The organism is Zafaria sp. Z1313, from assembly GCF_050563205.1.
GTDB lineage: Bacteria > Actinomycetota > Actinomycetes > Actinomycetales > Micrococcaceae > JAZDCJ01.
Genome location: NZ_JBNWUK010000008.1, coordinates 76062 through 96661, shown reverse-complemented (window position 1 = coordinate 96661; position 20600 = coordinate 76062). Strand labels below are relative to the sequence as shown.

Below are 20600 nucleotides of genomic sequence, written 5' to 3'. Positions count from 1 at the left end.
CCGCCATCACCACCACAGCAAAGGACCGTTCCATGACCCGCACCGCTTCCGCCCACCTGTCCCGCCGCCGCCTCCTGGGCCTCGGCACCGCCGGCGCCGCCGCCGTCCTGCTCGCCGCCTGCGCCGGCGAGGGATCCGGGCAGGCCGGGGCCGCCACGGCCGCCGGCGACGCCGCGGGATCCGGCGCCACCACCCTGAACATCGACTTCGCCACCTACAACCCGCTGAGCCTGGTCATCAAGGAGAAGGGCTGGCTGGAAGCCACGCTCGCCGACCGCGGCGTCACCGTGAACTGGATCCAGTCCGCCGGCTCGAACAAGGCCAACGAGGCGCTGCGCGCCGGCGCGGTCGACGTCGGCTCGACCGCAGGCTCCGCCGCCCTCCTGGCCCGCGCCAACGGTTCGCCGATCAAGGTCGTCAGCCTCTACTCGCAGCCGGAATGGGCCGCGCTCGTCGTCCCCTCCGGATCGCCCATCACCTCCGTGGAGGAGCTCAAGGGCAAGCAGATCGCCGCCACCAAGGGCACCGACCCCTACTTCTTCCTCGTCCAGGCGCTCGAGGAGGCCGGGCTGTCCATCAACGACGTCACGGTGCAGAACCTGCAGCACGCCGACGGACGCGCCGCCCTCGAGAACGGCTCCGTGGACGCGTGGGCCGGGCTCGACCCGATCATGGCGGGGGCCGAGGAGGCCGGCGCGACGCTGCTCTACCGCAACCTCGACTTCAACACCTACGGATTCCTCAACGCCACCGAGGAGTTCCTGGAGGCCTCCCCCGAGCTCGCGCAGGCCGTCGTCGACGCCTACGAGAAGGCCCGCGGATGGGCCGCCGAGAACCCGGAGGAGACGGCCTCCATCCTCGCCGGCGTCGCCGGGCTGGACCAGGCCGTCGCGGACAAGGTCATCCTCGAGCGCTCCAACCTCGACGTCGACCCCGTACCCGGCGAGGCCCAGGTCACCGTCCTCACGGCGATCGCCCCGACCCTCGTGGACACGGGCGACGTCAAGACCCAGGCCGACGTCGACGAGGCCATCGCGAGCATCGTCGAGGCGTCCTTCGCCGGGAAGGCCGACGCCTCCACCATCAAGGAGGCGTGATGGCGTTCGGCCCCAACACGAGCGCCGTCGCCGAGGAGGCGATCGCCCGCGGCACGGCCGGGGGATCCGCCGGCACCGGGAGTTCCGGCCCGCGGCGTGGCACGGCCGGCGGGAAGCGGCGCGGGCGGCGCGTGCTGCTCGGCGCCGTCGTCCCGCTGCTCCTGCTGGCGCTGTGGCAGGCGTCGAGCACGCTCGGCTGGGTGAGCGAGAACCGCCTGCCGGCCCCGTTGTCCGTGCTCTCGGCCGGCGTGGACCTGGCCGAGCGCGGCGAGCTGTGGACGCACATCGGCATCTCCGTGCAGCGCGTCCTGCTGGGCTTCGGCATCGGCGCCGCGCTGGGCCTGGCCGTCGGCTCGCTCGTCGGGCTCTCGCGGCGGGCCGACGCGCTCCTGGGACCCACGATCGGGGCGTTCCGCGCCGTGCCGTCCCTGGCCTGGGTGCCTCTGTTGATCCTGTGGCTGAAGATCGGCGAGGACTCGAAGGTCACGCTCATCGCGATCGGCGCGTTCTTCCCGATCTTCACCACGATCTACCTGGCCCTGCGGCACGTGGACAAGAACCTCGTCGAGGCCGCCCGCGCGTTCGGCCTCAAGGGGCTTCGCCTGCTGACCACCGTGCAGCTACCGGCCGTGGTGCCCGCGATCTTCTCCGGCCTGCGGCTGGCCCTGGCGCAGGCCTGGCTGTTCCTCGTGGCGGCGGAGCTCATCGCCTCCTCCATGGGGCTGGGCTTCCTGCTCACGGACTCGCAGAACAACGGGCGCACCGACCGGCTCCTGCTGGCCATCATCCTGCTCGCCGTGATCGGCAAGGCCACCGACGCGCTGCTGGGCATCGCGGAGCGCAAGGCCGTCGCCCGCTGGGCCTGACGCCCTCGGAAACTTCCCACGTCCAGCGGCCCGGGCCGGCTAAATCCCGGCGTGTCGGCGCGACACGCCGGGGCCGGCCCGCGAGAACCGGGAACCTTTCCCACCGCGGCACCCGAACCCGCGCCTACGCCACCGCCAGAACCGATGGAGATGATCATGACCTCGTCCGCGACCACCGCCACAGCCGCCGCCCCTGCCCCGGCCCTGCCCGCCATCCCGCCCGCCCGGACGGACGCGGAGGCGGCCGAACACGCGTGGACCGAGGCCCAACGCCTCGCCTTCTGGGAACAGGCCGCCCACCGGCTCGAGTGGGCCGAGCCCTGGCACACGGTCCACTCCTCCACGGGCACGGACGCCGCGAAGCGCCGCGGCCCGGAGCTGCGCTGGTTCGACGGCGGCAAGCTCAACGCGGCCGTGAACTGCGCCGACCGGCACGTCGCGGCCGGCCGCGGGGACAAGGTCGCCCTGCACTTCGAGGGCGAACCCGGCGACCGCCGCACCGTGACGTACCGCGAGCTGGCGGAACTCGTCGCCCAGGCCGCGAACGCCCTGACGTCGCTCGGCATCGCGAAGGGCGACCGCGTGGTGATCTACCTGCCCGTGCTCGTCGAGACCGTCGTGATCACGCTCGCGTGCGCCCGGATCGGGGCCGTCCACTCGCTCGTCTTCGGCGGTTTCTCGGCCGAGGCGCTGCGCTTCCGCGTCGAGGACACGGGCGCCAAGCTCCTCGTCACCACGGACGGGCAGTACCGCCGGGGCGCCGCCGTGCCGGTCAAGGCCAACGCGGACGCCGCCGTCGCGGGCGAGAACAACATCGAGCACGTCCTGGTCGTGAACCGCACGGGCCTGGAGATCGACTGGACCGAGGGCCGGGACCTGTGGTGGCACGACGTCGTCGACGCCCAGCCCCGCACCCACGCCGCGGAGGCCTTCGACGCCGAGACCCCGCTGTTCATCATGTACACCTCCGGCACCACGGGGAAGCCGAAGGGCCTCGTGCACACCACGGGCGGCTACCTCGTCCAGGCGTCGTGGAGCCACGAGTTCCTGTTCTCCCATCCGGACCCGGAGCGCCGGGCGGAGGACGTCCACTGGTGCACGGCGGACCTGGCCTGGGTCACGGCGCACACCTACGAGCTCTACGGTCCGCTGTCCAACGGGGTCACGCAGGTGATCTACGAGGGCGTGCCGAACGCGCCGCACCCGGGCCGGCACTTCGAGATCATCGAGCGCTACGGGGTGACGAGCTACTACACAGCGCCGACCCTGGTGCGCTCGCTCATGGGCTGGTTCCCGGACGGCATCCCGGCCCACCACGACCTGTCCTCGATCCGCCTGGCCGGGACGGTGGGCGAGGCGGTGAACCCGGAGGCGTGGCGCTGGCTGCGCACGCAGGTGGGCCGCGATGCGCTGGCCGCCGGGGATCCGGACGCGGGGATCCCCATGGTGGACACGTGGTGGCAGTCTGAGTCCGGCGCCACGGTGCTCTCCCCCCGGCCCACGGACGCCGCGTTCAAGCCGGGTTCCGCCACGCGCGCGCTGCCCGGCGTCGCGACGGACATCGTGGACGAATCCGGCACCCGCACCGCGCCCGGCCGGCAGGGGAACATCGTGCTCACGCGCACCGGGCCGGCCATGGCCCGGACCGTGTGGGGCAATCCCGAGCGCTACTACACCTCCTACTGGGAACAATACGCGGAGCAGGGCTGGTTCCTGGCCGGGGACGGCGCGCGGTTCGACGACGATGGCGACACCTGGATCCTGGGCCGCACCGACGACGCGCTGAACGTCTCGGGGCACCTGCTGTCGACGATCGAGATCGAGTCGGCGCTGGTCTCCCACCCGGCCGTCGTCGAGGCGGGCGTCTGCCCGACGGCGGATCCGACGACGGGGCACGCGGCCACGGCGTTCGTGGTCCCGCGGGACAAGTCGCTCATCCCGGGAGGGGGTACGACGCCGGAGCCCGGCTCCGGGGAGCGGCCCGCCCCGGGCGGTGCGGGAGACGGGCGCGAGGAGGCGCGCGCCGCCGTCGTCCGCGAACTGCGGGCGCACGTGGCGGAGCAGATCGGGCCGATCGCCAAGCCGCGGGACATCGTGTTCGTGCCCGACGTGCCGAAGACCCGTTCGGGGAAGATCATGCGCCGGCTGCTCACGCAGCTGTTCGAGGGCACGGACCTCGGCGACACGACGAGCCTGCAGAACGAGCCGTGCATTCCGGAGATCGACGCGATCTGCCGCTCCGGGCGGTAGCGGCAGGAGCGGGTGCCCGCTGGTGTAGGTTCGGAACGGACGACACTTCAGAAGCGAGGTTCACCGTGAGCAATCCCCACCCCGGATCCGACGACGCGCTCCACCCGGACAAGCACCCCGACGCGGTCGACGGCGCGCCCTTCGACACGCTCGGCACTCCGGGCGCCGACGGCAGCGGGGCCCTCGAAGCCACCCGCCCCGTGGACGACGCCGAGACGACGCAGGTCATTCCGCCCGCCGAGCGTGATCCGCACGGCTCCGGCGAGGACGACGACTTCGACGCCAAGACGACGACGCGCACGGGCATGATCTGGGCCACGACGATCATCGCGCTCGTCCTGCTGGTGCTGCTCATCATCTTCGTCGCGCAGAACCAGACGACGGCGCCGCTGCGTTTCTTCGCCTGGGAGGGCACGGTCAGCATGGGCCTGACGGTGGTCGCGGCGTCCGTCGCCGGCGGCATCGTCGTGGCGATGGCCGGCGCGGCCCGCCTGATCGCGCTCCGCGCCCAGCGGCGCAAGCGCCGGAAGGCCCTCAAGCAGCGCTGATCCGCCGATCGCGGACTCAGAGCCGCCCGCCGGAGGCCTCGGTGAACCGGCGGAGGCCGTCCTCGCGCAGGCGCAGGTGCTCGGATTCTATGGCGGCAGCCCGGACGGCGTTGACCCGGTAGAACCGGACCACGGCCGCAACGAGGCGGGCGACCGCGCCGAAGCGGTCCACGGCGTGTGCCGGGCGGCGCGCCCCGCCCTCGGGACGCGGGACCGCGGAGGACCCGCCGCTGGGCGTCGCCGGACCGACGGCCGCACCGTGATGGACGGGGACAGGGGAACAACGGGAGCTGCTGAAGGTGGTCATGGACCCAGCGTCCGCCGGACGCCCGGCCCGCTCCACGATTCGGTCCTGGCCGAATCCTCGTCAGGCGTTCCGGCCGGGAATACGCTGAATCCATGCACATCAAGCTCACGAGCGAGGACCTGACGCGGATCCGGTTCGAGGCCTCTCCCCTGTGGGAGACGGTGACCAGCTTGCGCGCCCTCCAGCAGGGAACCGCCATCCACCGCCCCTGGATCGAGTGCACGCGGCGCGCGCTCGCGGCGGCGGACGACCCGGCCTCACAAGGGCACCTGCGCGTCCTCGCCGCACTCGTTCCCCGTTCAGGCTTCATGGCCGATTCGCTCACCCCGACGCCGGAACGCCAGGACACCTTCCACGACGGGCTCACGGCCGTCGCCGCCGTCCCGGCCTCCGTGTGGGAACGGGACCTGACGGCCCTGCTCCGGCGGCAGGAAGACACCGGGGCCCGTGGCGTCCTCGAGGAACTCGCCGAGGACGTCGACACCGCAGTCGATCGTGCCGTCGGAGCACTCCAGTGGTATTGGGAGCTGGCTGTCCGGCGCTGGTGGCCCCGGCTGCGCTCGCTGCTGCTCGAGGACATCGACTGGAGGCTGGCCCAGATGGCCCGCGGCGGCATCGGCGACGTGTTCAAGACGCTGCATCCGTCCGTCGTCCGCACGCCCAGCGGGCTCGAGGTTATCCGGGGCTGCGACGGGATCGATCCGCCTGAACCCGGGGCCGGCCTGATCCTGGTGCCCAACGCGTTCGTCTGGCCGGAGACCCTGGTGCTCAACACGGCGCCGTTCGTGCCGACGTTGACCTACGCGCCCCGCGGAGTGGGCCGGCTCTGGGAGTCCAGCGGCGCGGCCCCGGGCGATCCTCTGGCGAAGCTGCTGGGATCCACACGGGCGCAGATCCTGGCCCAGCTGGATGTCCCGATGACGACGAAGCAGCTCGCATGCGCCCTGGACCTCGCCCCGGGCACCGTCAACGGCCACCTCAAGGTCATGTCCGAGGGCGGGCTGGCCGTCCCCCTGCGTTCCGGCCGCGAGGTGTTCTACCGCAGGGCCGGTGTCGGCGAGGCGCTCCTCGCCGGGGCGTAGCCCGACGGGACCCTCGATCCCCCGCGCGTCCTCAGACCGCGTCAAGCTCCGGCAGCAACGCCGGGTCGAGCTCCACGACCTGGCCGTTCTCGAGCCGGGCGTGCGGAGCGCCCTGCAAGTGCCCGACGACGAGGCGGATGAGCGTCCCGTGCGCCACCACCACGAGGCCGCGCCCCGGGTGGGCGGCGGCCAAGCCGGTCAAGGCGCGCACGCCCCGCTCGACCACCTCGGCCTCCGGCTCCGCGGTGGAGAGCAGCGCGTCCAGCTCGGGGCGCGGCATCCCGGTGACGACGACGCCCTCGCCCTCGCCGTAGCCGCGCTCCACGAGGCCCGGTTCGGGCTCGCCGGGCTCGAGGCCCAGCTCGGCGGCGATGATCGCGGCGGTCTCCGCCGCCCGCCCCAGAGGCGAGGCGACGACCGCGTCCCAGGATCCGGCGTCGTACTCCTCCGCCAGCTGCCGCCCCGCCTGGCGCGCCTGCGCGCGGCCGGCCGCGTTGAGCGGGATGTCCACCTGGCCCTGCAGGCGCCCCTCGAAGTTCCACGGGGTCTGCCCGTGCCGGACCAGGACGATGCGTTGTGCCATGCCCCCAGCGTAGCCAGCGGACCTCCCGGCCCGCGCCCCGCCGTCGTCCCGTGACGCACCCGGCCGCCGCGCCGTCGCAGGATCTTCGGCCCGCGCCCGGCACGACGCAATCCGGCTCAACATTCTTTGATGGATCGGCGGCTCGCTGACACACTGAAGGACAACCATCCCGAGCGGCCGAGAGATCTGGATCGATGACGCCGCAGCAACCCTCCGGAATCCGCCGGAACGGTGCTCCTGCCAGAAGCGATGGAGAACGCGCCAGCCTTCTTCCCCCGCACGGCCCGCCGCCGGAGGATGCGCCGTTGCCCGGGAACCGCCTACGCCGCACGCCATCCGACCAAGGATCGAAGGAGTCCCCCACATGACCGAGAACACCGCCGTCAGCCGGGTCGCTGACCTGGAAACACCGCTCAAGTTCGCCTACTGGGTGCCCAACGTCTCGGGTGGGCTCGTGGTCTCGACCATCGAGCAGCGCACCAACTGGGAGTTCGAATACAACAAGAAGCTGGCACGCATCGCGGAGGACTCCGGCTTCGAGTACGCACTGACCCAGACCCGCTACGCCGCCAGCTACGGCGCGGACAAGCAGCACGAGGCCACGAGCTTCTCGCTGGCCCTGCTCGGCGCCACCGAGCGGCTCAAGGTAATCTCGGCCGTCCACCCGGGCATGTGGCACCCGGGCGTGCTGGCCAAGTTCATCATCACCGCGGACCACCTCTCCGGCGGCCGCTCGGCCGTGAACGTCGTCTCCGGCTGGCTCAAGGACGAGTTCGTGAACTTCGGCCTCGAGTGGCTGGACCACGACGAGCGCTACGTGCGGACCGAGGAGTTCATCAACGTGCTGCGTGGCCTGTGGACCCAGCAGGGCTTCAGCCACTCCGGGCAGTACTACAACATCAAGGACTTCACCCTGAACCCGGCGCCGCTGGACCTGCCGGGCCGGGCCCACCCGGAGATCTTCTTCGGCGGCAACTCGACCGCCGCGCAGGCCGCCGCGGGCCACGCCGCCGACTGGTACTTCTCCAACGGCCGCTCGCTCGAGGGCTTCCAGGACAACATCGCCGGCGTGCTCAAGGCCGCGGAGTCCGGGGGGCGCACCGCGGCCGCGAAGCCGCGCTTCGGCATCAACGGCTTCGTCATCTCCCGCGACACCGAGGCGGAAGCCAGGGACACGCTGCGCGAGATCATCGACAAGGCGCACCGCCCCGCCGTCGAGGGCTTCGCCGCCGCCGTGAAGGAGGCCGGGCAGTCCACGAAGGACGGCAAGGGCATGTGGGAGGACTCCACGTTCGAGGACCTGGTCCAGTACAACGACGGCTTCCGCACCCAGCTCATCGGCACCCCGGAGCAGATCGCCGAGCGGATCATCGCGTTCAAGAAGATCGGCGTGAACCTGCTCCTGACCGGCTACCTGCACTTCCAGGAGGAGCTCGGCGCGTTCGGCCGCGAGGTCCTCCCGATCGTCCGCGAGCTCGAGGCGGACCTCGCCCGAGCCCACGGCACCGAGCTCAACACGGAGCTGCTGCCGGAAACCCACCTCGAAGGAGCCACCGCCTAGATGTCGGACCACCAGTTCGGATTCCGCACCCGCGCCCTGCACGCCGGCGGCACGCCCGACGCCGAGCACGGCGCCCGCGCGGTGCCCATCTACCAGTCGACGTCGTTCGTGTTCAAGGACACCGACGACGCCGCGAACCTGTTCGCCCTGCAGAAGTACGGCAACATCTACTCCCGCATCGGCAACCCCACTGTGGCGGCGTTCGAGGAGCGCATCGCGTCCCTCGAGGGCGGCATCGGCGCCGTGGCGACGTCCTCCGGGATGGCCGCGGAGTTCATCACCTTCGCCGCGCTGACGCAGGCCGGGGACCACATCGTGGCCTCCTCGAAGCTCTACGGCGGCACCATCACCCAGCTCGACGTCACGCTGCGCCGCTTCGGGGTGGACACCACGTTCGTGGACAGCAACGACGCCGCGGACTTCGCGGCCGCGATCCGGGAGAACACCAAGGCCCTCTACACCGAGGTCGTCGCGAACCCCTCGGGCGACATCGCGGACCTGGCGGGCCTCGCGGAGGTCGCGCGCGCAGCGGGCATCCCGCTCATCGTCGACTCGACCCTCACCCCGCCGTACATCCTGCGCCCCATCGAGCACGGGGCGGACATCGTCATCCACTCCGCCACCAAGTTCCTCGGCGGGCACGGCACCACGCTCGGCGGCGTCGTCGTCGAGTCCGGCCGCTTCGACTGGGGCAACGGGAAGTTCCCGACCATGACGGAACCGGTGCCGAGCTACGGCAACGTGTCCTGGTGGGGCAACTTCGGTGAGTACGGCTTCCTGACCAAGCTGCGCTCGGAGCAGCTGCGGGACATCGGCCCGTCGCTGCCGGCCCAGTCCGCGTTCCAGCTCCTGCAGGGTGTGGAGACGCTGCCGCAGCGCATGGACGCGCACCTGGCGAACGCGCGCCGCGTGGCCGAGTGGCTCGAGGCCGATCCGCGCGTGTCCTATGTGAACTTCGCCGGACTCGAGTCCCACCCGCAGCACGCCCGCGCGCAGGAGCTGCTGCCGCTCGGCGTCGGCTCGGTGTTCAGCTTCGGCGTGGCCGGGGGCCGCGAGGCCGGGGCGCGCTTCATCGAGGCGCTGCAGCTCGCGAGCCACCTGGCCAACATCGGCGACGCGCGCACCCTGGTGCTGCACCCGGCGTCGACCACGCACCAGCAGCTCGCGGCCGAGCAGCTCGTGGCCGCGGGCGTCCCGGGCGACCTGATCCGCCTGTCCGTGGGGCTCGAGGACGTCGAGGACATCCTCTGGGACCTGGACCAGGCGCTCGACGCCTCGCAGCGGGAGCCGGAGGCCGGCGGGGAGCCGGAGGGCTTCGACGCCTCGGCCTTCGCGGCCCCGGAGTACGACGCCGAGGCCTGCGTCATCCCCTCGGCCCGCCCGGGTGCCGTCCCGGCGGGGGTCGCTTCCGGCGCGGGAGCCGCGCCCGGATCCGCAGCCGACGCGGGGAAGGAGGCGGAGCGGTGAGCGCATCGACCGCGGAACGCACCTGGTCGGGGCCGAGCGCGCCGGAACGCCTGGAGATCCTGCACAACACGCGCTCGATCGCGATCGTGGGGGCGTCCAACAAGCCCTCCCGCGCCTCCTACTTCGTGGCGACGTACCTGCTCTCCTCCACCAGCTACACGGTCTACTTCGTGAACCCGGTGGTGGATGAGATCCTGGGGCAGCCGGTCTACAAGTCCCTGGCCGATCTGCCGGAGGCACCCGACCTGGTGGAGGTGTTCCGCAAGCACGACGACCTGCCGGGCGTCCTGGAGGAGGCGAAGGCCGCGGGCGCGAAGACCCTGTGGCTGCAGCTGGGCTCCTGGCACGAACAGGTCGCCGCGGACGCCGAGGCCGCCGGCCTGAACGTCGTCATGGACCGCTGCGTGAAGATCGAGCACGCGCGCTTCCACGGCGGGCTGCACCTCGCCGGCTTCAACACCGGCGTCATCAGCTCGAAGCGGCAGGTCCTCGCCTGAGAACGCCGTGGGGCCCAGGCACACCGCCGGGGCCCCACGCGTCGGCGCCCACGGTTCGGCGCTGACTCGCCCAGCCCGGCCACCCACAACGCACGGTCAACAGCCCCGGCCCACGCTCCCGGCCGCCCCCACCCCGCCCAATTCACGTCAAGTCGGCGAGACAGTACATACGCGCCCAAACCACGGGGTCTACCCCATGAAGTCGTCGCTAACTGACAGTCTCGTCGAGACGACGTGAAGTGGGCCGTCGACGCTCCCGGCCGCCCCCACCCCGCCCAATTCACGTGTAGTCGGCGAGACAGTACGTGCGCGCCCAGACCACGGGGTCTACCCCATGAAGTCGTTGCAAACTGACTACCTCGTCGAGACGACGTGAAGTGGGCGCCCAGCGTGCGTGGGTTGGGGCCCCGAACCGCATCGTTGGGCGGGGCAGCCCGGGCGGCGGCCTGCCCGGAAGCGGCCAGGGTTGTTTCGGGCCCAAGGTCCGGACCCTGAAGGACGAATGCGGCGCCGGGCTCAGCGTCCCGAGCCGCGCTTCTCGCTCTGGTCCTTGCCGTGGCCCGGCAGCCCCGGCTTCTTCAGTCCGGGCGCCCCGGGCTGGCCGTGCTGACCGATCGACGGCCGCACGGTGAAGCCCTGCACGCCCCCGGCCTTCTTCACGGGGTTGACGATCCCCTGCATCTTCCCGCCAGCCGGCTGTTTGCGCTGGGCCTGCTGCTTCTGGGCCGCCTCGGCCGCCCGCTGCTGGGCCAGGCGCTTCTGTGCGGCCTTCTCCTGGGCGGCCCGCTGCTGCGCGGCCTTCAGCTGCTGGGCTCGTTGCTTCTCCGCGCTCTTCTGGGCGGCACGCTGCTGCTGGAGCGTCTTGGGCTGGGCCTTCTGCTGGGCCGGGGCCTTCGGCGACGCACTCGACCGCACCGGCGCCGCCTGCGACGAGGCCGCCGCGCGGACGGGTCTGGCCTCCGCGGCGCCGCGGGACGCGGTGGACGTGCGGTCCGCAGCGGCCTTCGGTCCAGCTCCCCGCGGTTCCGCTCCGTTTCCGTCGTCGTCTCCGGCCCCGTCGACGACCGCGGTGCGCTCGAGCGCCCCCATTGACCCGGCCAATGGGCCGGAGCTGCCGCTTCCGCCCGGAACCGCCGGCAGCTCGGCGGGAAGCACGGGCGCGGCGGAATCGATGCCGGCCCGCTGGACGGCCGGCTGCCCGCCGTCGGGGACCACGACGGCGGCGACGGGAGCGGGACGATCGGCCGTGGTCGCGGCGGCGACGCCCACGCCCCCGGCCACGAGGACCAGGGCCGCGAGGGCGCCAGCGGCCGTCGGCCCTCCCTTGCGGCGGAAGGGCAGGACGCCGTCGCCGCCGGCGTCCGGTACGGAGCCGCCGTCGATCAGGCCGCCTCCGCCGGGGGTGCCGGCTGCCGGTCCCTGGGCGAGGAGCCGGGCCAGGGCGCCACGCGGCTCCGGCGCCGCGGAACGACCACGGACGGCCAGGTCCTCGAGGGCCGCGGCGAGGCGGGGGTCGGTGGGAACGCCGGACTCGCGCAGGAGCGCCTCGACGGCGTCGTCCTGCGGATCCGGTCCTCCGGGCTCAACCACGGTGCCCCACCTCCTCCAACGTCTTCTTCATGGCCAGCAGCCCCCGCCGCTGCAGTTGCTTCACGGCCCCCGGCGTGCGGCCGAGGACCTCGGCGGTCTCCTCGATGCTGAGCCCCGCCACGATGCGGAGCAGGACGCAGTCGCGCTGCGCCTCCGGCAGCGCGTCCACGACGTCGCCGAGCGGGCCGGAGTCGAGCCGGTCCAGGAGTTCTTCGGAGGCGGGCGCCGCCGCGCGGGGATCGCTCTCCGCCTGGTATTCGTCCTCGTACGGCCTCCTGGCCCGGGCGCGGGTCGCGTCGACCATCCTCGCGTGCGCGACGGAGAACGTGAACTTCCTCAGCCCGCCGATCCCGCCGACGACGGTGTCCAGCTGCGTGAGCACGGTGAGGAACACGTCCTGGGTGGTGCCCTCGGCGTCCTCGACGCCCTTGGCCCTCAGATACCCCGCCACCTGGCCCGCCAGTCCCTCGTACAGCACGGACAAGGCCTCGGCAGAACCCTGCCGGGCCTTCTCGAGCACCTCATCCGTCAGTACGGCGGCCAAGGATCTCCCTGGGACGTGGGGAACGGGACGCCCCCATTCTAGGGCGGCCGCTCCGTGATCCGCACCACGGGGCCCGAGACATGTGGAAGCCGGGTCGAGGCTCGTTGGGGGGGAACCCTCGACCCGGCTTCTCCATGACTGTCATCGTCCCGGGATCCCCGGAGGTTACGCGGGTCCCGGATTTTTTTCCGAGGCAGCGCGCCGGCACCCCCGCGGGCCCGGACGGGCCCCTAGACCCCGAGCTTCCGGTTGGCCAGGACGGGCAGGAACTCTCGGACCTCATCGATCCGGCGGCGGGTGACGTCGACGGTCACGAGCCCCTCGGTCTCGTCGTCGAGGAAGTCCACGGGGATGCCCAGGGGATCCAGGATCGCGGAGTGGCCGATGGTGTTCTTCGAGCTCGTTCCGGCGGCCGCGATCCACACGGTGTTCTCGACGGCGCGCGCCTTGAGGATGGTCTCCCAGTGCTCCACCTTGTGGTCGCCCTTGAACCAGGCGGCGGCCACGAGCAGCACGTCCGCGCCCTCGACGGCGAGGCGGCGCGCCAGCTCGGGGAAGCGGATGTCGTAGCAGGTCATGACGCCGAACTTGAGGCCGCCGATCTCGAACAGCTGCAGCCCGGACGGGTCCCCGGCCTTGATGCGCTTGGACTCCTGGTAGGAGAACGCGTCGTAGAGGTGCACCTTGCGGTACGTTCCGGCGATCGCGCCGTCCGCCTGGATGACCACGAGCGTGTTGTAGGGGCGTTCCTCGCCGCTGGACTCGTAGCCGCCGGCGACGATCGCGATGGAGTTCTCGGCGGCGATGAGGGAGAGCTGCTGGACGAACCGGGACCAGTCCCGGTCCACCGCGGCGGCGAGGTCGCCCTCGACTTTGCGCACGGTGAACATGGTCTCCTCGGGGAAGAGCACGAGCTGCGCTCCGGCGCCCTTGGCCCGCGCCGTGAGGCGGCGCACCACGTCGAGGTTCTCCTCCAGGGTTCCTGCGGGCGAGAACTGTCCAACACTGATCAACATAACCGTGGCCTTCCGCTCGTGGTGAGTGGTTCCCAGAGTACCCATCCACCGCCGGGCGCGGGGTCCGGGCAGGTCACGGTCCGGTCACCGCGGGCTCTGGCCGCTCCCGGGCGGCGGGTCTAGCCTGAGGCCATGGACCTCACCGTGCTGGACGTCGATGTCTGCGTCGTCGGGGCCGGGCCCACGGGCCTGATGGCCGCCAACGTGCTGGAGAAGCTCGGGGTGGACGCCGTCGTCGTGGATTCCAAGGCCGGTCCGACGCGCGAGTCCCGGGCCCTGGGCCTGCAGGCCCGGAGCGTGGAGCTGTACCGGCAGCTGGGCCTCGCCGAGGAGGTGCTCGCGCGCCGCACCCTCGCCGCCCAACTGCTTCCCGGCGTCGGACCGCGCTCCCTGGGCGCCGTGCCGCTGGGGCGGATGGGCGCCGCCGCGACGGCGTTCCCGGGCATCCACATCCTGGAGCAGAGCGCCAACGAGGAGATCCTCGCGGCGCGCCTGGAGCGGCGCGGGAGGCCCGTGCTGTGGCGGCACGGCTTCGAGCGGCTCGAGCAGGACGACGGCGGGGCGCGCGTCCACCTGGCGGGACCGGACGGCCCGGTGCGGGTGGGGGCCCGGTACGTCATCGCGTGCGACGGCGCGGCCTCCCCCGTGCGGCGGCAGCTGGGGATCGGCTTCCCGGGCGGGACCAACCGCCACCTCTTCTACGTGATCGACGCGAACGCCGTCACCGGGCTGCGGGACGGGATCTCCGTGCGCGTGACGCGGGACGAGTTCATGCTCGCCTTCCCGATGGGCCCGGACGGGGCCGGAGGGCGCCGGGTGCGGCTGCTCGGGCTGCTGCCCGCGGTGGCGGAGGACGACGCCGGGGCCCCGCCCCGGGTGGCCGAGGGCCGGGCGCGCTCCTCGCTGGCACGGGGCTTCGGGATCCACTACGGGAGCTCCGAGTGGTTCTCGACGTACCGGGTGCACCACCGCGTGGCGGACGTCTTCCGGGACGGGCGGGTGTTCCTGGCCGGGGACGCGGCGCACATCCACTCGCCCGTCGGGGCGCAGGGCATGAACACGGGGCTGCAGGACGCGCACAACCTGGCCTGCAAGCTCGCCGACGTACTCGCGGGAAGGATGCCGGAGGCCTCCCTCGACCGGTACCAGGCGGAGCGGAGGCCCGTGGCGCTGCGGCTCGTGTCGACGACGGACCGCGTCTTCGGCGTCGTCACGTCGCCGCACCCCGCGGCGGTGTTCTTCAGGACCCGGATCGCGCCGGTCCTGATGCCCGTGGTCGCCCGCGTGGTGCCGCGCTCCCCCGCCGGCGGGCGGCTGTTCGGCTACGTGTCCCAGCTGCGGATCCACTACTGGATGACGGAGGCGGAGCGGCGCCGCGCGGAGTCGCTGCGGGGGCCGGCCCGCGCCGGGCGCCGCGGGAGGGTCCTCGGCCGCCGCTTGCCGTGGGTGCCGCTGGACGGGGCGGAGCCGGACAACCACGCGTCCCTGGACGCGCTCGAGTGGCAGGTGCACGCGTACGGGGGGTCCGGCGTCGTCCCCGGACGGAGGCTCGCCGAGCGGCACGGCCTCCCGCTGCGGGAGTTCCCGGCCGCGCCGCGGGCCGGGCTGCCGGACGGGACCGCGGTGGTGGTGCGCCCGGACCTGTTCGTGGCCGCCCTCGAGAGGGCGGCCACGAAGCGGGGCTGAGCGGGCCGGTGCTACTCGCCGATCAGGTCGTAGCGGACGATCGTCTGGTCGCGGTCCGGGCCGACGCCGATCGCGGAGAAGCGCGTGCCGCTCATCGACTCGAGCGCCAGCACGTAGTCCCGGGCGTTCGCCGGCAGGTCCTCGAGCGTCCTGGCGCCCGTGATGTCCTCGGTCCAGCCGTCGAAGTACTCGAAGATCGGCTTGGCGTGGTGGAACTCGGTCTGCGTCATGGGCATCTCGTCGTGGCGGACGCCGTCGACGTCGTAGGCCACGCAGACGGGGATCCGCTCGATGCCGGTGAGGACGTCGAGCTTGGTCACGAAGTAGTCCGTGAAGCCGTTGATGCGGGACGCGTGGCGCGCCAGCACGGCGTCGTACCAGCCGCAGCGGCGCGGGCGGCCGGTGTTCACGCCGAACTCACCGCCCTTCTTCTGCAGGTAGTCGCCCATCTCGTCGAACAGCTCGGTGGGGAACGGGCCGGCGCCGACGCGCGTGGTGTAGGCCTTGATGATGCCCACGGAACGGGTGATGCGGGTGGGGCCGACGCCCGAGCCGACGGACGCGCCGCCGGCGGTCGGGTTGGAGGACGTCACGAACGGGTAGGTTCCGTGGTCGACGTCGAGGAACGTGGCCTGGCCGCCCTCCATGAGCACGACCTTGCCCTCGTCGAGGGCCTTGTTCAGCTCGAGCGTGGCGTCGATGACGAGCGGGCGGAGCCGTTCGGCGAAGGAGAGGAAGTACTGGACGATCTCCTCGGTCTCCACCGAGCGCCGGTTGTAGACCTTCACGAGCAGCTCGTTCTTCTGCCGGAGCGCGCCCTCCACCTTCTGGCGCAGGATGGACTCGTCGAAGACGTCCTGGACGCGGAGGCCCAGGCGGCCGATCTTGTCCATGTAGGCGGGGCCGATGCCGCGGCCGGTGGTGCCGATGGCTCGCTTGCCGAGGAAGCGCTCGGTGACCTTGTCCATGGTCTGGTGGTACGGGGCCACGAGGTGGGCGTTCGCGGAGACGCGGAGCCTGGAGGTGTCGGCGCCGCGGGCCTCGAGGCCGTCGATCTCCTGGAAGAGCGCCTCCAGGTTCACGACGCAGCCGTTGCCGATGATCGGGATGGCGTTGGGCGAGAGGATGCCGGCGGGAAGGAGCTTGAGCTCGTACTTCTCGCCGCCGACGACGACGGTGTGGCCGGCGTTGTTGCCGCCGTTGGGCTTCACGACATAGTCGACGCGGCCGCCGAGCAGGTCGGTGGCCTTACCTTTGCCCTCGTCGCCCCACTGGGCTCCGACGATCACGATTGCTGGCATGGGATCCTCCCCCTTGCATGGGTCAGCGGCCGGCCGGGGCCGGGTTCCGGCGGTGCCGGACACAAGAACGCCCCTGACCTCCCGGCACCCGGTTCGCGGACGCGTAAGAGTTGGCAGGGGCTCTTACGCACCGAGTTTACCGGAGGCCCGCCCACCGGCGCGACTTTTGTCCACAGTCTGGAGGCGGGCGCCCGGCTCCGGTCCGCGTGCCATCCGATGGCGAGTAGATTCTGGCGCCCGCCATTCGCCGCCAGAAAGTCGTGGCGCCACCTTCGGGAAACGCGGCGGGCGGCCTCATTCTTCTGCGATGGTGCTTCAGCCTCCAGCTGGTCCCATCGTCAAGCGGGATGGAAACGTAGGTTCTTCGGAGGATGCGGCTCGTGCGTTCGACAGGAGATCTCTCGCTGAGGAGGAACTCCACGATCTTCTCGATGGATTCCTGGGCGAAAACGAGTAGCTCATCCACTCCCTCCGGCACCGTCTGGAACCTGACGTACTGGTCGTCATAGACGATCTCGGGCGCTTCTTCTGCCAGCACGAGCGCGAACGCGCCCAGTCTGGGCCCTTCGACGTCAATGACAACAACAGTGCGGTAGAGGTGAGCACGGGCCGTGACCTTGTCCGGCACCGATGCGGCAATCTGCGCAGCTCGCTCCAGCATGTCCGGGAGGCTTCGATTCCATTCAAGCTCGTTCATGGTGGTTCTCCGTTTTCGGGCCCGAGTCCCGGAGGCAAGGAGCTTTCCTCATCCGGGTCGCAGTTCCTCGCTGGATTGACCGGCGGCGATCGACCTGCGGGCGACCGGGGCAGTCTTCGTTCGAATGTGCCGCCTCGGTGGTGATCGTACTAGCGCATTCACGCCCACGCCCCTCACCGCTCCGGCACGACCGGGCCCGGTGTCTCATCCGCACGGGCTGACACACAACCTCTGAAACCAGCCTAGGCGCGACGCCTACGCGTTCGGCGCCCGGTCCGTCCCCGCCCCGCGCCGGCGCAGGGCCGGGCTGGAGGGCGCGGCCCCGGCGTCGTACCCCAGCACCTCGAAGCCCGCATCCGCGATCATCGCCAGATCCGCCTCCGCGTCCTGCCCCTCGCTGGTCAGGTAGTCGCCCAGGAAGATCGAGTTGGCGACCTCCAGCGCCGCGGCCTGCAGGGACCGCAAGTGCATCTCCCGGCCGCCCGCGATCCGCAGCTCCTGGTCCGGGCAGGCCAGCCGCACGAGCGCCAGGATGCGCAGGCACCGCAACGGCGTCAGCTCCCATGTCCCCTCAAGCGGCGTGCCCTCGAACGGCATCAGGAAGTTCACCGGGATCGAATCGCTCTCCAGCTCCCGCAGCGCGAAGACCGCCTCCACGAGCTGCGCATCGTCCTCGCCCATCCCCACGATCAGGCCCGAGCACGGCGACAGCCCGGCGTCCTTGGCCCGCTCCACGGTGGCCACCCGGTCCGCGTACTCGTGCGTGGTGCAGATGTCCTGGTACTTGGACTCGGCCGTGTTCAGGTTGTGGTTGTACGCGTCGACGCCGGCCTCCCGCAGGACGCCGGCCTGGCCCGGCTTGAGGATGCCGAGGCACGCGCAGACCTCCACCCCCGGATGCTCGTCCTTGAGCCGGCCCACCATGCCCGCGACCCGCTCGACGTCCCGGTCCGTGGGGCCCTTCCCGCTTGCGACGAGGCAGACCCGCGACGCCCCGCCGCGGATCCCGAGCTCCGCCTGCTCCGCCGCCTCCTCCGGCTTCAGCCACGTGTACTTCAGGATCTGCGCCGCCGAGCCGAGCCGCTGCGAGCAGTACGTGCAGTCCTCCGGACACAGCCCGGACTTCAGGTTGACCAGGTAGTTGACCTTCACCGTGTTGCCGAAGTGCCGGCGGCGCAGCGTGCCGGCGGCCGCGACCAGCGCGAACGTGGCGGAGTCCGGCGTGGCGAGGACGGCGAGCGCCTCCTCCTCCGTGAGACGGTGCCCGTCGAGGATCCGCCGGGCCAGCGCCGGCGCATCCGCCGTGGCCGACTCCGGCTCCGGCGCTCCGCCCGACTTTGCACGTCCACCCGCGCTTCCGTCCGCGCTTCCACCCGCTCGTCCCGCCGCATCTCCCGCGTGCCGAAGTTCTCGTGTCTCCGTCATGCCCACCCCTCCTGAACAGTGTTCAATTCCTAACGGCCCACGCTACACCACCGTCAGCGGCGGCCGATCCCGGGCGGCCACGGCCCCGGCGAGACGGCCCCGCACGGAAGGTAGAGTCGGGCCCAGCGAAAGGAGCCAGCGCCATGCCACTCACCCTCGTCACCGGCGGCGGCCGCGGCATCGGGGCGGCCATCAGCCTGCGGCTCGCGTCCGAGGGCCACGACCTGGTCATCACCTACCTCAAGGACCGAGACGCCGCCGAGTCGGTGGCCCGCCAGGCGCACCGCGACGGCCGCCGGGCCACCGCCCTCCAGGCCGACACCGCCGACCCGGCGTCCATCGACGCCCTCTTCGCGCGCATCGCCACGCTCGGCCCGCTCACCGGGCTCGTGAACAACGCGGGCGCCGCGACCGCCGTCGGACGCCTGGAAGACAACGGAATCGAGGCCATCCGCCGCGACCTCGACGTCAACCTGTTCGGCGTCATCGCCTGCACCCGGCGCGCCCTCCCGGCCCTGCGCTCCACAGGCGGCTCGATCGTGAACATCTCCTCCGTCGCCGCCGCCCTCGGCGGGCCCGGGACCTACGTGCACTACGCCGCCGCGAAGGCCGGGGTCGAGGCCTTCACGGTGGGCCTGGCCAAGGAGGTCGCCGCCGACGGGGTCCGGGTCAACGCCGTGGCCCCCGGCACCGTCTGGACGGACTTCCACCAGGACCCGGAGCGCCCCGCGAAGGTCGCCCCGGCCATCCCGATGGGGCGCGCCGGAATGCCGGAGGAGATCGCGGGCGCCGTGGCCTGGCTGCTCTCCGACGACGCGCGCTACGCCACCGGGAGCGTCCTCAAGGTCGCCGGCGGGCTGTAGGGCCGGGGCGGCACCGGCTCGGCCGCCCACGCCCGCCGCCCCGCCCCATAGACTGGAGCGCATGGCGCTGACACGGGAACAGGTGGTGGACACGGCCGTCGCCATCCTCCGCGACTTCGGCCTCGCCGACCTCTCGATGCGCCGGCTCGCCCGCGAACTCGACGTCCAGGTCGGCGCCCTCTACTGGCACGTGAAGAACAAGCAGGAACTCCTCGTCGACGTCGCCGCCCGCCTCCTCGGCGGCATTCCCGCCTCCGGCGCGGGGCCGGCCGCCGGACGTCCCGCACCGCGGGAGGAAGGGGGTACGACGCCGGAGCGCGCCGCCGTCGTCCACCTCGCCCTCCGGATCCGCGCCGCCCTGGTGCCCGTCCCGGACAGCGCCGAGGTCGTCCAGCTCGCGCAGACCCTCCAGCCCGCCGCCCTGGAGCCGCTCACACGGCTGCGCGAGCTCCTCGAGGCCGCCGGCGTCCCGCCCCGGCACTCGGGCTGGGCCCAGCACCTGCTGCTGAACCACATCCTCGGCTCCGTCGCCGCCCACCAGGACCGGGCCACGCTCGACGCCGTCGACGCGATCGGCGGGCCGGAGCTCGGCGAGGACGCCTTCCGCTGGGGGCTCGACGCGGCGCTCGACGGGATGCTCGCGCCCTCGCGGTAGCCGCGGCCCCGGTTCGGCCCCTTCGCGAACGGGCCCGCATGGGGCAGACGGCGTGGCACGGCGGCCAGGCGGCGCGGGGGTCGCCGGCCGCCGGCAGGGCCGGGCCTACGGCGCCCGTTCGGCGAAGCGCTTGAACGCCGCCAGCTGCCGGCCGTCGGACCCCGCCACCGCCGCGCGGATGTCCCCGGCCAGGGCCGCGAGGGAGTCGCTGACCTCGACGTCGATCTCCAGCGTGAGGCGCGTGTCCGCGCCCTCGCGCGCGATCCCGTAGCGGTACTGCGTCCGGACGTCCCCCTCCCCGCCGGTGACCACGAGCAGGCTCCCGGGTTCGACATCGGCGACCGTGAACGTCCGCTCGTGGCCCTCCGTGTGCAGGTCGATCCGCGTTCCCGGACCCAGCGGGCCCTCGGCGTGCATCTCGGTGACGCCCGGCAGCCACGCGGGGGCCGCGGCCCAGTCGGTCAGCAGGTCCCAGGCCCTCGCGGGCGGGACGCGGACCAGCACGTCCTGTCTGTACGCCGTCGTGGTTCCCATGACTGAATCATCCCCACACGCGGCCCCCGTG

20 protein-coding genes and 1 riboswitch are annotated in these 20600 nt (G+C 72.3%); of the genes, 11 read left to right on the top strand and 9 right to left on the bottom strand.

Annotated features, from left to right (window positions below):
- The first annotated feature begins 32 nt into the window (after positions 1-32).
- The 4 genes from ACQ3I4_RS09920 to ACQ3I4_RS09905 all read left to right on the top strand — a co-directional run bounded on the left by ACQ3I4_RS09920 (position 33) and on the right by ACQ3I4_RS09905 (position 4761).
- Positions 33-1097 carry an aliphatic sulfonate ABC transporter substrate-binding protein gene (locus ACQ3I4_RS09920; protein WP_430633465.1) on the top strand — a complete coding sequence of 355 codons (1065 nt, stop codon included), beginning with the start codon at positions 33-35 and terminating at the stop codon, positions 1095-1097.
- Positions 1097-1963 carry an ABC transporter permease gene (locus ACQ3I4_RS09915; protein WP_430633464.1) on the top strand — a complete coding sequence of 289 codons (867 nt, stop codon included), beginning with the start codon at positions 1097-1099 and terminating at the stop codon, positions 1961-1963. The genes ACQ3I4_RS09920 and ACQ3I4_RS09915 overlap by 1 nt, the downstream gene beginning before the upstream one ends.
- A gap of 156 nt (positions 1964-2119) precedes the next feature.
- Positions 2120-4213 (top strand): acetate--CoA ligase, encoded by a 2094-nt coding sequence (locus ACQ3I4_RS09910; RefSeq protein ID WP_430633463.1) that lies wholly within the window; start codon positions 2120-2122, stop codon positions 4211-4213.
- 65 nt (positions 4214-4278) lie between these two features.
- Positions 4279-4761, top strand: coding sequence for a lipopolysaccharide assembly protein LapA domain-containing protein (locus ACQ3I4_RS09905; protein ID WP_430633462.1), 483 nt, complete (start codon positions 4279-4281; stop codon positions 4759-4761).
- Between the two features lie 16 nt (positions 4762-4777).
- Here the strand turns inward: ACQ3I4_RS09905 and ACQ3I4_RS09900 are convergent, their stop codons facing one another.
- Positions 4778-5068, bottom strand: a complete 291-nt coding sequence (locus ACQ3I4_RS09900) for a hypothetical protein (protein ID WP_430633461.1) — start codon at positions 5066-5068, stop codon at positions 4778-4780.
- Between the two features lie 92 nt (positions 5069-5160).
- Between ACQ3I4_RS09900 and ACQ3I4_RS09895 the strand changes: the two genes are divergently transcribed.
- On the top strand, positions 5161-6150 hold the full coding sequence (locus ACQ3I4_RS09895) for an ArsR/SmtB family transcription factor (RefSeq protein ID WP_430633460.1): 990 nt from the start codon (positions 5161-5163) through the stop codon (positions 6148-6150).
- A gap of 31 nt (positions 6151-6181) precedes the next feature.
- Here ACQ3I4_RS09895 and ACQ3I4_RS09890 read toward each other — a convergent pair whose 3' ends face one another.
- Positions 6182-6733, bottom strand: a complete 552-nt coding sequence (locus ACQ3I4_RS09890) for a histidine phosphatase family protein (protein ID WP_430633459.1) — start codon at positions 6731-6733, stop codon at positions 6182-6184.
- 161 nt (positions 6734-6894) lie between these two features.
- Positions 6895-6989, top strand: a riboswitch (SAM riboswitch).
- A gap of 108 nt (positions 6990-7097) precedes the next feature.
- On the opposite strand from ACQ3I4_RS09890, the gene sfnG reads away from it, so the two are divergent.
- From sfnG to ACQ3I4_RS09875, 3 genes are read left to right on the top strand one after another with little or no spacing between them, the layout of a single operon-like run.
- Positions 7098-8294, top strand: a complete 1197-nt coding sequence (sfnG, locus tag ACQ3I4_RS09885) for a dimethylsulfone monooxygenase SfnG (RefSeq protein WP_329862263.1) — start codon at positions 7098-7100, stop codon at positions 8292-8294.
- Entirely contained in the window at positions 8295-9761 is a 1467-nt protein-coding gene (locus ACQ3I4_RS09880) for an O-acetylhomoserine aminocarboxypropyltransferase/cysteine synthase family protein (RefSeq protein ID WP_430633458.1), read from the top strand.
- The gene (locus ACQ3I4_RS09875) at positions 9758-10258 is read left to right on the top strand and encodes a CoA-binding protein (protein WP_430633457.1); all 501 of its coding nucleotides are present in this window, start codon (positions 9758-9760) and stop codon (positions 10256-10258) included. Before ACQ3I4_RS09880 ends, ACQ3I4_RS09875 begins: the two co-directional genes overlap by 4 nt.
- A 516-nt stretch (positions 10259-10774) precedes the next feature.
- On the opposite strand, the gene ACQ3I4_RS09870 is transcribed toward ACQ3I4_RS09875, so the two are convergent.
- The 3 genes from ACQ3I4_RS09870 to ACQ3I4_RS09860 all read right to left on the bottom strand — a co-directional run bounded on the left by ACQ3I4_RS09870 (position 10775) and on the right by ACQ3I4_RS09860 (position 13408).
- Positions 10775-11848, bottom strand: a complete 1074-nt coding sequence (locus ACQ3I4_RS09870) for a hypothetical protein (RefSeq protein ID WP_430633456.1) — start codon at positions 11846-11848, stop codon at positions 10775-10777.
- Positions 11841-12392 (bottom strand): RNA polymerase sigma factor, encoded by a 552-nt coding sequence (locus tag ACQ3I4_RS09865; RefSeq protein WP_430633455.1) that lies wholly within the window; start codon positions 12390-12392, stop codon positions 11841-11843. Before ACQ3I4_RS09865 ends, ACQ3I4_RS09870 begins: the two co-directional genes overlap by 8 nt.
- Before the next feature lie 230 nt (positions 12393-12622).
- On the bottom strand, positions 12623-13408 hold the full coding sequence (locus ACQ3I4_RS09860) for a carbon-nitrogen hydrolase family protein (RefSeq protein ID WP_430633454.1): 786 nt from the start codon (positions 13406-13408) through the stop codon (positions 12623-12625).
- Positions 13409-13540: 132 nt separating this feature from the next.
- Between ACQ3I4_RS09860 and ACQ3I4_RS09855 the strand changes: the two genes are divergently transcribed.
- Positions 13541-15094: an FAD-dependent monooxygenase gene (locus tag ACQ3I4_RS09855; protein WP_329862274.1), complete on the top strand. Its 1554-nt coding sequence runs from the start codon at positions 13541-13543 to the stop codon at positions 15092-15094.
- Between the two features lie 11 nt (positions 15095-15105).
- Here the strand turns inward: ACQ3I4_RS09855 and ACQ3I4_RS09850 are convergent, their stop codons facing one another.
- From ACQ3I4_RS09850 to bioB, 3 genes are all read right to left on the bottom strand, one after another.
- Positions 15106-16395: an adenylosuccinate synthase gene (locus ACQ3I4_RS09850; protein WP_430633453.1), complete on the bottom strand. Its 1290-nt coding sequence runs from the start codon at positions 16393-16395 to the stop codon at positions 15106-15108.
- Between the two features lie 136 nt (positions 16396-16531).
- Complete coding sequence (locus tag ACQ3I4_RS09845) at positions 16532-17092, bottom strand: hypothetical protein (RefSeq protein ID WP_430633452.1); 561 nt, start codon at positions 17090-17092, stop codon at positions 16532-16534.
- Between the two features lie 255 nt (positions 17093-17347).
- Positions 17348-18517: a biotin synthase BioB gene (bioB, locus tag ACQ3I4_RS09840; RefSeq protein ID WP_430633451.1), complete on the bottom strand. Its 1170-nt coding sequence runs from the start codon at positions 18515-18517 to the stop codon at positions 17348-17350.
- A gap of 143 nt (positions 18518-18660) precedes the next feature.
- Between bioB and ACQ3I4_RS09835 the strand changes: the two genes are divergently transcribed.
- Entirely contained in the window at positions 18661-19380 is a 720-nt protein-coding gene (locus tag ACQ3I4_RS09835; protein ID WP_430633450.1) for an SDR family NAD(P)-dependent oxidoreductase, read from the top strand.
- A 61-nt stretch (positions 19381-19441) separates the two neighbouring features.
- Positions 19442-20035 carry a TetR family transcriptional regulator gene (locus ACQ3I4_RS09830; RefSeq protein ID WP_430633449.1) on the top strand — a complete coding sequence of 198 codons (594 nt, stop codon included), beginning with the start codon at positions 19442-19444 and terminating at the stop codon, positions 20033-20035.
- A gap of 105 nt (positions 20036-20140) precedes the next feature.
- On the opposite strand, the gene ACQ3I4_RS09825 is transcribed toward ACQ3I4_RS09830, so the two are convergent.
- A complete protein-coding gene (locus ACQ3I4_RS09825) occupies positions 20141-20569 on the bottom strand; it encodes an SRPBCC family protein (RefSeq protein ID WP_329862287.1) in 429 nt (142 codons plus the stop codon).
- Positions 20570-20600: the final 31 nt, after the last annotated feature.